The organism is Pigmentiphaga sp. (assembly GCF_019689535.1).
GTDB lineage: Bacteria > Pseudomonadota > Gammaproteobacteria > Burkholderiales > Burkholderiaceae_B > Pigmentiphaga.
In genome coordinates, this window is record NZ_JADGHH010000113.1 from 1 (window position 1) to 10,991 (window position 10,991).

Below are 10,991 nucleotides of genomic sequence, written 5' to 3' on the forward strand. Positions count from 1 at the left end.
CCCTGGGCCCACACCCTGTTCCACTGGCATGCCCCTCGCCCATCCCCCCGAAGAACTCGCCGCTTGGCTTCGGCTCACGCTCGAACCCGGCCTCGGTCCGCCAACCGTGCGCCAACTCCTGGCCATTTTCGGGCTCCCCCAGCACATTTACGCCCAACCCCGTCCAGTGCTGGCCGAGCACCTGCCCGCCGCCGTCGCGGACCAGCTCACCCGCCCGCCGTCGGACGAGTTCCGGGAAACCTTCGAGCGCACGCTGCGCTGGTGCGACACGCCCGGCCACCAGGTGCTCACACTGGCGGATGCCGGCTATCCGCCCTGCCTGCTCGACATACACGATCCACCTCCGATGCTATACGTGGCCGGCGATCCGGGCTGGCTGACGCGGCCGGCCATCGCCATCGTCGGAGCCCGCCATGCCACGCCCGACGGCCTGTCCACCGCGCGCGCCTTCGCGCGACGCCTGGCGAGGGAAGGGTGGTGCATCATCAGCGGCATGGCCCTGGGCATCGATACCGCCGCACACGAAGGCGCGCTGGAAGCGGAGGGCGGGACGGTGGCAGTGGTCGGCACGGGCGCCGACGTGGTCTATCCCGCCCGCAACCGCAAGCTGGCCGCCCGCATCGAGGCCGCTGGCGCCCTGGTTTCCGAGCTCCCCCTCGGCACGCCGGCCCTGGCGCACCAGTTTCCCCGCCGCAACCGGCTGGTTGCCGGCCTGGCGCGCGGCACGCTGGTGGCCGAGGCTGCCGCCCGCAGCGGCTCGCTCATTACCGCGCGGTTGGCGGCCGAGGCGGGGCGGGACGTGTTCGCCATCCCTGGCTCGATCCACTCCCCGCTGTCGCGCGGGTGCCACGCCCTGATCCGGCAAGGCGCCAAACTCGTGGAATCGCCGGAAGACGTACTCGAGGAACTGTGCGGCCCGGATGACCTCATCCGCCGTGCGCAAGGCGAAACGGCGCCCGTCCGGGACGAGCTGCTCGCCGCCATGGGATACGGCCCGGTCGCGCTCGATGACTTGGCCCGGCGCAGCGGCCTCGCCATCCCCGACCTCCAGGCCCGGCTGCTCGACCTCGAGCTACGAGGGCGGGTCGCGCGGCTCGGAGGCGGGCGCTACCAAGTCGTATGCCCGCCACACGAAGCTTGAGCGGTAAATACTCTGCCATTTGCCTAGGGCTGCAATTCAGCGTACAGTGGATCCAGCCTTACACGCTGACTTATGTTCGAAATTCTCGTCTACCTCTTCGAGAACTACTACACGCCGGAAGCGTGCCCCGACCCGGAAACGCTGGCGCGCAAACTCGCCGCCGCCGGCTTCGAAGACGATGAAATCGACGACGCCCTGACCTGGTTGTCGGGGCTTGCCGAATCCACCCATCGTTGCGTCGATCTCGCCCTCATTCCCAGCACCGGCTGCCGAGTCTATGCCGATGCCGAATATCGCCAACTCGGCTCGGAAGCCGTTGGTTTCATCGCCTTCCTGGAGTCGGCGGGCGTGCTCTCGTCCCCCCTGCGCGAAATCGTCATCGACCGTGCCTTCGCCCTGGGCGAATCGCCGGTCCCGCTGGACAAGCTCAAGATCATCGTGCTGATGGTGCTGTGGAGCCAGGAAACCGAGATCGACAATCTCATCCTGGAAGAGCTGCTGGAAGACGGCAGCGCCCGGCAATTGCATTAATCTCCCTTCGCGAGCCCGGCCGGGAGCGGACGCCCGGCACCCGCTCGAGCGCGGGGCGGCTGCATGCGGCACGAGGCATTTTTGCCGGTCGCCGCGCCCGCCCGACTTGCACATCACAAAATTCCCCCCGTATTATCCGGCGCTTTGACGCGCTAATTTATTAATGTCATGCGTCGGCTCCGTTCTACTGGAAGTCAATGGGCAAAACTCTGATCATCGCCGAGAAACCCTCGGTCGCGCTGGACATTTCCCGCGCACTAGGCGGATTCAAGCGCGAAGGCGACTACTTCGAAAGCGACGAGTACGTGTTGGCGTCCAGCGTCGGGCACCTGCTTACTCTCGTGGCGCCCAACGATCCGGTCAAGGGCAAATGGAGTTTCGCGCACTTACCGGTGATCCCGGACGAATTCGAGCTCGGCCCTGCGGACAAGCGCTCGGAGGAGCGCCTGCGCCTGCTGGTGCGCCTGATCAAACGCAAGGATGTCGACTCGCTCATCAACGCCTGTGACGCGGGGCGCGAAGGCGAACTGATCTTCCGCTACATCACGCAGTACGCCAAGACCAACAAGCCGATCCGGCGCCTGTGGCTCCAGTCCATGACCCAGGAAGCCATACGCGAAGCCTTCGCCGACCTGCGCAGCGACGCCGCGCTGCGGCCGCTCGAGGCCGCCGCCCGCTCCCGCGCCGAAGCCGACTGGCTCGTGGGGATCAACGGCACCCGTGCCATGACGGCCTTCAACAGCAAGGACGGAGGCTTCTTCAAGACCACTGTGGGCCGGGTCCAAACCCCGACCCTGGCCATCGTCTTCGAGCGCGAAGAGCGGATTCGCCGGTTCGAGCCGCGCGACTACTGGGAAGTACGCGCGCAATTCGTCGCGGCCGCCGGGCTGTACGAGGGCCGCTGGTTCGATCCCAACCACGTCAAGGATCCCCAGGACCCCGAGAAGCGCGATTCGCGCCTATGGACCCAGGCCGCGGCCGATTCGGTCGTGGCGGCTTGCCGCGAGCGGCCGGGATCGGTCACGGAGGAATCCAAGCCGTCCACGCAGCTTTCCGGGCTGCTCTACGACCTCACCACCCTGCAGCGGGAAGCCAACTCGCGCTTCGGTTTTTCGGCCAAGACCACGCTCGCGCTGGCCCAGTCCCTCTATGAGCGCCACAAGGCCCTGACGTATCCGCGCACGGACTCACGTTATCTGCCGGAAGATTACCTGGGAACCGTGCGGCAAACCATGGAAACGCTGGTCGGCACGCGGCCGGCCTATGCGCCCTTCGCCAAGCAGGTCCTGGAAAGCGGCTGGATCAAACCCAACCGCCGCGTGTTCGACAACAAGAAGGTGTCGGACCACTTCGCGATCATCCCCACGATGCAGGCGCCGCGCGAACTGAGCGAAGCCGAGGCAAAGCTGTACGACTTGGTGGTCAAGCGCTTCCTCGCGGTGTTTTACCCGCCCGCCGAATTCCTGGTCACGACCCGCATCACCGAAGTGGCCGGCCATCATTTCAAGACTGAAGGCAAGGTGCTGGTCAATCCCGGGTGGATGGCCGTCTACGGGCGCGACGCCCAAGGCGAGGACGCCAATCTGGTACCGGTTGCGCCCGGCGAGCAGGTGCGCACGGAAACCGTGGAAGCCATCGGGCTCGCCACCAAGCCGCCTGCGCGCTACACGGAAGCCACGCTGCTGTCGGCCATGGAAGGCGCCGGGAAACTGGTGGACGACGAGGAACTGCGTGAAGCCATGGCGGGCCGCGGGCTCGGCACGCCTGCCACCCGGGCGGGCATCATCGAAGGGCTGATCAACGAAGGCTACCTGCGCCGCGAAGGCCGCGAATTAATTCCTACCGCGAAAGCGCGCCAGCTGATGACGCTGCTGTCGGGCCTGGACGTGGACGAACTGACTTCGCCCGAGCTCACCGGCGAATGGGAATACAAGCTCGCACAGATCGAGAAAGGGCAACTGGCGCGCGAAGAGTTCATGCGCGAAATCGCGCAGATGACGCAGATCATCGTCAAGCGGGCCAAGGAGTACGACCGCGATACGGTGCCGGGCGATTACGCCACGCTCTCCACCCCGTGCCCGAAGTGCGGCGCCGTGGTCAAGGAAAATTATCGCCGCTACGCCTGCACGGCCTGTGATTTTTCCATCAGCAAGCACCCGGGCGGGCGCACCTTCGAACTGCAGGAAGTCGAAGAACTGCTGGCCAAGCGCGAGATCGGGCCGCTCAATGGCTTCATCAGCAAGATGGGGCGTCCGTTCTCGGCCATCCTGCGCATTACCGACGACTACAAGCTGGAGTTCGATTTCGGCCAGGATGATGATGACTCCTCCGAAGCGGTGGATTTCTCCGGCCAAACGCCCGTCGGACCATGCCCGAAGTGCGAGGCTCACGTGTTCGAGCACGGCATGAGCTACGTATGCGAGAAGTCGGTAGGCCCGCAACGCACGTGCGATTTCCGCTCCGGCAAAGTCATCCTGCAGCAGGAAGTCAGCCCCGAGCAGATGGCCAAACTATTGACCGAAGGCCGCACGGATTTGCTGCAAAACTTCGTATCGAGCCGCACCAACCGCAAGTTCAAGGCCTTCCTTGTTCGTCAGGACGACGGCAAGATCGGCTTCGAATTCGAGCCGCGCCCCGCCAAGGCCGGCAAGGCGGCGGGCGCCGCGGCTACGGCAAAGAAGAGCGCGGCCCAAGGCGCGGCGGAAGGTGACGAAGCCACCGCGAAAGCGCCTGCCAAGAAGGCAGCCAAGAAAGCCGCGACCAAGACTGCTGCCAAGAAAGCGCCGGCGAAAAAAGCCGCCAAGAAGGCAGCGGCCAAGACCTCGAGTTAGAGCCCCTTTCCATGACCGCAAAAAAGAAGTCGCCCAGCCGGGCGCGCAAGGCACCCGTGGCCGAGCCGCCCGCGCCCGAACGGATAGACGTCGACCCGCCGCCCGCCGGCAAATCCTGGTACGTCGTGCGCCGCTCGCGCGTCCACGGCACCGGGGTCTTCGCCGCTCGCAAGATTCCGGCAGGCACCCGCATTCTCGAATACGCGGGCGAGCGCATCTCGGCCGCCGAGGCCGACCGGCGCCATCCGGTCAACCCGGAAGACCCTTATCACACGTTCTTCTTCGCGCTGGAAAACGGCAAGGTCATCGATGGCGGCAGCCAGGGCAATGATGCCCGGTGGATCAACCATTGCTGCGAGCCCAATTGCGAGGCCGAGGAAACCGAGGACGGCCGCGTCTTCATCGTGTCCTTGCGGCCTATCGAGCGCGGCGAGGAACTCAATTACGACTATGGGCTCGTGATCGACGAGCGGATCACCCCCACCCTCAAGAAAAACTACCGCTGCCTGTGCGGCGCGCCGTCCTGCCGAGGCACCATGCTAGCCCTCAAGCGACGCCGCAAGTCCGCCTGAGTCGCCGCGGGGCGCGCCCCGCCGCCCCGGCGGGGATCAGTTGTAATCACTCACGCGCGTCGCCTGCGCGCGGTCGCCGCCGCTACGGGCCACCACAGCGCCGTCCACCACGCGCACCGGATCGCCCGCGCGCCAGGGGTAAGGTGTCGCGCTATGGAAGGTGCGGACGCTGCCGTCGTCCATGCGCACGGTAAGTTCGTAGCGCGTGGAGGTGCGGGCGCGCTTTTCGATCTCATTGCCGGCGAGGGCGCCGCCTATGGCCCCGAGAACAGTGAAAGCCGCGCGGCCACTGCCGCCGCCGATCTGGTTGCCGACGACGCCGCCCACCACGCCGCCGCCCACGGCGCCCAGCCCGGTTCCCTGGCCCTCGACCTGCAGGGCACGCATGCTCTGCACGGTGCCGCAGTCGGCACATACCGCGGCGGCCGTGCGGACAGGCTCGCGCGGGGCGGGCGCGGCGGCCTGGGCGGTGCGGCCTGCCTCGCGGCCAGGCACATCGCGCGGTTCCACAGCGGCCGCTTTGCGGGCCGGGATATGGGCCGCCGCCTTGCCGAAATCACGCCCGCTTACCGAAACAGGCGGCTCGGCCTCGACTACCTCTTGGGGCGCCGCGGGCTTGGCCAGCGGCGAGGGCAACAGGCCCGTCAAGACACCCACGCCCACCGCGGACAGCACCATGACACTGATCGCAGCGGCCGCCAGCAAGGGATGCAGCGCCGCCGCCCCGCGCATGACGGGATAAGCACGCGCGAGCGCATCGCGGCCTGCCGATGAAGCGGAGAACGAATCCAAGAACATCATGCTGCTCCCAACGTAAGATTCACGTAAGGTACATCCACATCCGTTTCTGGGTTGTTTCCGCGCCCGGCCAGGCCTTGTGCTTTGTGTATCGGAATTGACCGAATGTTTCCGCCGGCCAGGAAAAAGTCTGCCAGAATGCCCCCCATGGAAATCACCCTCACCGAGCTCGAGGAAGCCATCAATTTCTGGCGCGCCCGCAAGCCCTCCACGGGGGAAGAGCATGCGCTGAGCCCCGAGGTCGCCGCGCTGGCCATTCCCTATGCCGAGATGATCATGAATCGCCGGCGCACGGTCGACGTCACCGGCCTGCCAGAACCGGCCAGGGCAGCCATCGACGAATGGCAGCGGGCGCGGCAAGCCGCCCCGGTCAAAAGCTAAGCCGGGCCGCTTCCGGCGCCATGTCCTCGCTCGCCGCGGCCACCGCCGGCTGGACGTAAGCGCCCAGGCTGGCGCGCATGGCAAGCGCCGCTTCCAAGGTGAATGCACCGTCGGCGATCATTTGCAGCACTTCCTGGGGGGAGGCCGTCTTGAGCGCCGCGACTTCGCCGTCCTGGTTCTCGGGTACGACCTCCGGGCCGAGCACGATGTCGACTACCGTCACGTGCTCGATCTGGTAGCCCTCGGGCAGAATGCGCCGCACCGAGAACTGCCCGCTACGCCGCCCCGACTGAAGATGATGGGGCAACAGGCCGGCCTCTTCCCAACTCTCGCGCAGCAGGGCGCTCTCCGGCGTTTCGCCGGCGCTGATGAGCCCGCCCACGAGCGTGTCCCACATGCCCGGATCGGTCGTCTTGGTAAACGAGCGCTGGGCGATCCACAACTGCCCGTTGTCGGTCCATGCATTCAAGTGCACCGCGTGCGTTGCGATGCCGAGCGGCCGGACCGCGGCGCGCTCGATCACGCCGAGTACAGTGCCATCGTCGGCAATGACGTCGAGCAGCTCATTGCGCCAGCCGTTGAGCCTGCCGGCCTGGGACAAGGCCTGCGCAATGCGGGACAGCAAATCATTGACCGCCGCCGTCCGTTCCGGGAGGTCCCCGGACCCGTCCCATCCCGGCAGCAGGTGCACCACGCCGGGGTCAACCCGGATTTCACCCGCGAATGGAGCGAGCCATTGCAATACGTCGGCAGCCACCCAACCGCAGTCCCGGCCGGCGATGCGCAACCGGGGAAAATCCGGAGGAGGATCGACGTGCGCGCGGGTCAATATCGAGTCGAATACGTTCATCCAAATGCATATCCCATTTTCAAGCCTTCATTTTGCCGGAAGTCCGGGCACGCCGTCCTCCCGGAGCTCGTAAGCGGAAGTGAACCGCATCGGCTCGGGTAAGATGCCGGCGCCCATGTCCCAAGCGTATAGGAACACCATGACGGAACATCCCAACCTCTGCATCGTCGGTGCCGGAGCCATCGGCGGACTCTTCGCGGGCCGCCTGGCCGACGCAGGCGAAACCGTATCGGTATTGGCCCGGGGTCGCACCCTGGAAGCGCTGCGCAAGGAGGGCATGCGGCTAGAATCGCAAGGCCGGTCGCTGGCGCCGAAAGTCCGCGCCAGCGACGACGCGGCAGAACTGGGTCGCCAAGACGTCATCATCCTTGCCGTCAAGGCGCCCGCGTTGCGCGACGTCGCCCGCAGCATATTACCGATGGTCGGGCCGGACACGGTGATCATCCCGGCCCTCAACGGCATCCCATGGTGGTTTTTCCTAGGCGGGGATCACCCATTGGCGGGAACCCGGCTGCGTAGCGTCGACCCCGACGGCTCCATCGAGGCCCACTTGCCCGTCGACCAAGTGTTGGGCGCGGTGGTATTCGCTTCGGCCTCGACGCCCGAGCCGGGATTCACGCGCCATGCCTCGGGCAACCGCGTCGTCGTCGGCGAGCCGCGCGGCGGGACGAGCGAGCGCGCCAGCGCCGTGGCGGCGATATTTGCCCGCGCCGGGTTCGACGCGGTGGCGAGCGCCAACGTGCGCGCCGACATTTGGACCAAGCTGCTGGGCAACGCCTGCTTCAATTCCGCAAGCCTGCTGACGGGCGCTTATACGGACGCCATGATCGACGACCCGCGCCTGCACGAGACCTTCGTGACCATGATGGACGAAGCGCTCGCGGTCGGCGAACGACTGGGGCTGCCGGCGCAAGTGGCTTCGCGCGAGCGCATCGCACTCACCCGCGGCCTGGGGCACATCAAGACGTCCATGCTGCAAGACGTGGAGGCAGGGCGTCCGGTAGAGATCGAGAGCATTCTCGGAGCCCTGGTGGAGACCGCCGCCGCGGCCCGATGCCCGGCACCCACGCTGAACACGGTGTATGCGCTTGCGCGCATGCGCGCGCAGGTGTTGGGCTTGCTTCCCGGCTAAGCCGGGCCCTACTTTTCTATAGGCGAAAAACGCAAAAACTTCGCTTGAACCGCCGCCGCCTCCGACGCATCCTGCCAGCCTTGCGTGAGCACGGAGAGCCGGCGGACGGCGGTATGCGATGCCTATTTCCAGCGAGATCATCAGGAACGTCACTTCGTCCCTGTACGAGTGGTCCCTGAAGAAAGTACCGGACGACACGAAACGATTGCTTGCCCAGGCCGAGCGACGCGAGACCGTCCAGCTGGGCAAGCAGACGCTGCGCATCATGGTCGAGGCTGCGGAAGCGGCCGAGGCGGAAAACCATCTCGTCTGCTCGGACGTCGGCGTTCCCACATACATGATCCGCGTCGGCACCCGGGTCACGTTCTCCGGCAACGTGCGGCAAGCCATCGTCGACGGATTCGCCGATCTCGTGGCGCGCGCCAACCCTCCCATCCTGAAGATGGTGACCAATCCCTTGACGCTGCAACGCAGCTACGAGGGCAAGAACATGCCGCTGGTCACCTTCGACATGATCGACGGCGCCGACTACATGGAGATCGTTTGCGCGCCCAAGGCCATGGGCACGGGACGCTGGGAAGCCATCGAGACCTTCGTCTACCCGTCACTCGAAACGATAGAGAAATACGTCCTCGACACCGTCCTTCGCGCGGGCTCGCAACCCTGCCCGCCCATCGTGGTGGGCGTGGGCATAGGCGGCACCTTCGACTACGCCGCCAAGATGGCCAAGGAATGCGTGCTACGCCCCTTCGGCGAGCGCAACCCGGAGCCGGTTCTGGCCGCGATGGAGGAACGCCTGCTCAAGGCGATCAACGCCACGGGCTTCGGCCCCATGGGCACCGGCGGCGACACCACCGCCATGGCCGTGCACATCGACTACTCCGCCAGCCACGGATTCATGCCGGTCGCCGTGGCGTTCAACTGCTGGATCAACCGTCGCACCTGTGCCCGCATCTACGAGGACGGGACGGTCGTGCGCGTGGAATGACGGCGCAGGAGAATCACCGTGAATACGCATCGCTTGACCCTTCCCGTGAGTGAGGCGGACATCTCGGCCATCCGGGCCGGCGACATCGTCTACCTGAGCGGCGACATCGTCGTCACCATCGGCCTGCCCACCCACCAGCGCATGATCGACTATGCGGAGCAGGGCAAGCCGCTGCCCATCGACATACGGGGAGGCGCGTTTCTGCACTTGAGCTCGTACAACCGGGAAAGCAACACGCCTTCCGGCTATGAAGCGCTGTACATGAACCCCACCACGAGCACGCGCTACGACGCCCTCATGCCCAGCCTCATCCGCGCCTACGGCCTGCGCATCGTCGGCGGAAAAGGCGGGCTGGGCGAAGAAAGCGTCGCAGCCATGCGCGAGACCGGCTGCATTTACCTGTCTTTCCTCGGCGGAGGCTGCACGTTGCTCGCCCGCGCGATCCAGGAAGTCGTATCCGTGCATTGGGAAGACTACATCTCTCAGTTTCGCCTAGTGACCTTGCGCGTCAAGGACCTGGGCCCCGCCACCGTCGGGATCGATGCCCACGGCAACAGCCTCTATCGCCAGCTGCGCGATGACGCAAAGCGGCGGTTGCCGACCATCCTCGACGAACTGAACCGTGACCGCGAACGAGCCCTGCGCTGATCGCGGCACTTTTCTCAATTTCGAACCAAAGATCGGAGACCCCATGAAGAAGTACCAACGCCTCACTGTCTGCGCGGGCGCCATACTGGCTCTTTCGGCGACTGCCGCAAACGCCAAGGACGACGCAGCCTCCTGGCCGAACAAGCCGGTGCGGCTCATCGTGCCGTTCCCGGCGGGCGGCAGCACGGACGTGGTGGCGCGCCTGATCGCCGAGCGGCTCGGCCAAAAGCTCGGCCAGCAGTTCGTCGTCGACAACCGCCCCGGCGCGGCCGGCAACATCGGCACCGACCAAGTCGCCAAGGCGGCACCGGACGGCTACACCATTACGCTGACGACGTCCGGCCCGCTGGCCAACAACAAGTACCTCTACAAGTCCATGCCGTACGATCCGGCCAAGGACCTCACGCCCATCGTGCTGGTGGGCGAGATTCCCCTGGTGGTCGTCTCCACCGACAAGACGCCAGCCAAGGACCTCAAGGAGTTCATCGCGCTCGCCAAGGCGGCGCCCGGCAAGTATTCGGTCGGCAACCCGGGCAACGGCACCATCGGGCACCTGGCCTATGAGCTGCTGCGCCACGCCACCAAGACCGACCTCCTGGCCGTGCCTTACAAAGGCGACACGCCCGCGATGACCGACCTGATGGGCGGGTCGATCCAGGCCATCGTCGCCCCCATCACGGCGTTCATCCCGCAGATCCAGGCCGGCAAGATGAACGGCCTGGCGGTGACGTCCAAGAAACGCTTCCCAGGCACGCCGAACGTCCCGACCGCCGTCGAACAGGGCTTCGACGTCGAAGCGTCAGTGTGGTTCGCCGTGGCGGGTCCGGCCGGCATGCCGCGCGCCATCGTGGAAAAACTCAACCGCGAAATCAACATCGTCCTCGATTCGCCCGAGGGCCGGGCCAAGCTCGAACAGTTCGGCGCCGTGGTCGGGGGCGGCACGCCGGAGCAGCTGGACTCGTTGATGAAGGTCGAAAGCGCCAAATGGAAACGCGTCATCGAGGAGGCCAACATCCGGCTGGATTGAGCCTCCCGTGGGGCAACGCCGCGCCTGGAACAGAAGCGCGGGGCCCGGGCCCGGCCCCCCCGCCCCCCCCCCACCGCGAGGGCCCGCGGGGG

At 66.2% G+C, this 10,991-nt stretch carries 11 protein-coding genes; 9 read left to right on the forward strand and 2 right to left on the reverse strand.

Annotated elements, in window-relative coordinates:
- Nucleotides 1–28: 28 nt before the first annotated feature.
- The 4 genes from dprA to IRZ12_RS11015 all read left to right on the forward strand — a co-directional run bounded on the left by dprA (nt 29) and on the right by IRZ12_RS11015 (nt 5,075).
- A complete protein-coding gene (dprA, locus tag IRZ12_RS11000; RefSeq protein WP_296468332.1) occupies nt 29–1,141 on the forward strand; it encodes a DNA-processing protein DprA in 1,113 nt (370 codons plus the stop codon).
- A 72-nt stretch (nt 1,142–1,213) separates the two neighbouring features.
- Nucleotides 1,214–1,672 carry a DUF494 family protein gene (locus IRZ12_RS11005; protein ID WP_296468315.1) on the forward strand — a complete coding sequence of 153 codons (459 nt, stop codon included), beginning with the start codon at nt 1,214–1,216 and terminating at the stop codon, nt 1,670–1,672.
- A gap of 197 nt (nt 1,673–1,869) precedes the next feature.
- Nucleotides 1,870–4,503 (forward strand): DNA topoisomerase III, encoded by a 2,634-nt coding sequence (locus tag IRZ12_RS11010; protein ID WP_296468316.1) that lies wholly within the window; start codon nt 1,870–1,872, stop codon nt 4,501–4,503.
- Between the two features lie 11 nt (nt 4,504–4,514).
- Nucleotides 4,515–5,075, forward strand: coding sequence for an SET domain-containing protein-lysine N-methyltransferase (locus IRZ12_RS11015; protein WP_296468317.1), 561 nt, complete (start codon nt 4,515–4,517; stop codon nt 5,073–5,075).
- Between the two features lie 36 nt (nt 5,076–5,111).
- Here IRZ12_RS11015 and IRZ12_RS11020 read toward each other — a convergent pair whose 3' ends face one another.
- Nucleotides 5,112–5,876 (reverse strand): glycine zipper 2TM domain-containing protein, encoded by a 765-nt coding sequence (locus IRZ12_RS11020; protein WP_296468319.1) that lies wholly within the window; start codon nt 5,874–5,876, stop codon nt 5,112–5,114.
- 144 nt (nt 5,877–6,020) lie between these two features.
- On the opposite strand from IRZ12_RS11020, the gene IRZ12_RS11025 reads away from it, so the two are divergent.
- Nucleotides 6,021–6,254: a DUF3717 domain-containing protein gene (locus IRZ12_RS11025; protein WP_296468320.1), complete on the forward strand. Its 234-nt coding sequence runs from the start codon at nt 6,021–6,023 to the stop codon at nt 6,252–6,254.
- Here the strand turns inward: IRZ12_RS11025 and IRZ12_RS11030 are convergent.
- Nucleotides 6,244–7,104 carry an NUDIX hydrolase family protein gene (locus IRZ12_RS11030; protein ID WP_296468322.1) on the reverse strand — a complete coding sequence of 287 codons (861 nt, stop codon included), beginning with the start codon at nt 7,102–7,104 and terminating at the stop codon, nt 6,244–6,246. The genes IRZ12_RS11025 and IRZ12_RS11030 overlap by 11 nt on opposite strands.
- 139 nt (nt 7,105–7,243) lie before the next feature.
- Here IRZ12_RS11030 and IRZ12_RS11035 point away from each other — a divergent pair, with 139 nt between their 5' ends.
- From IRZ12_RS11035 to IRZ12_RS11050, 4 genes are all read left to right on the forward strand, one after another.
- Nucleotides 7,244–8,236 carry a 2-dehydropantoate 2-reductase gene (locus IRZ12_RS11035; protein WP_296468324.1) on the forward strand — a complete coding sequence of 331 codons (993 nt, stop codon included), beginning with the start codon at nt 7,244–7,246 and terminating at the stop codon, nt 8,234–8,236.
- Between the two features lie 118 nt (nt 8,237–8,354).
- Nucleotides 8,355–9,224 carry a fumarate hydratase gene (locus tag IRZ12_RS11040; protein ID WP_296468325.1) on the forward strand — a complete coding sequence of 290 codons (870 nt, stop codon included), beginning with the start codon at nt 8,355–8,357 and terminating at the stop codon, nt 9,222–9,224.
- Between the two features lie 18 nt (nt 9,225–9,242).
- Nucleotides 9,243–9,872: a fumarate hydratase C-terminal domain-containing protein gene (locus tag IRZ12_RS11045; RefSeq protein ID WP_296468327.1), complete on the forward strand. Its 630-nt coding sequence runs from the start codon at nt 9,243–9,245 to the stop codon at nt 9,870–9,872.
- Nucleotides 9,873–9,915: 43 nt separating this feature from the next.
- Nucleotides 9,916–10,899: a tripartite tricarboxylate transporter substrate binding protein gene (locus IRZ12_RS11050; protein ID WP_296468330.1), complete on the forward strand. Its 984-nt coding sequence runs from the start codon at nt 9,916–9,918 to the stop codon at nt 10,897–10,899.
- Nucleotides 10,900–10,991 lie beyond the last annotated feature (92 nt).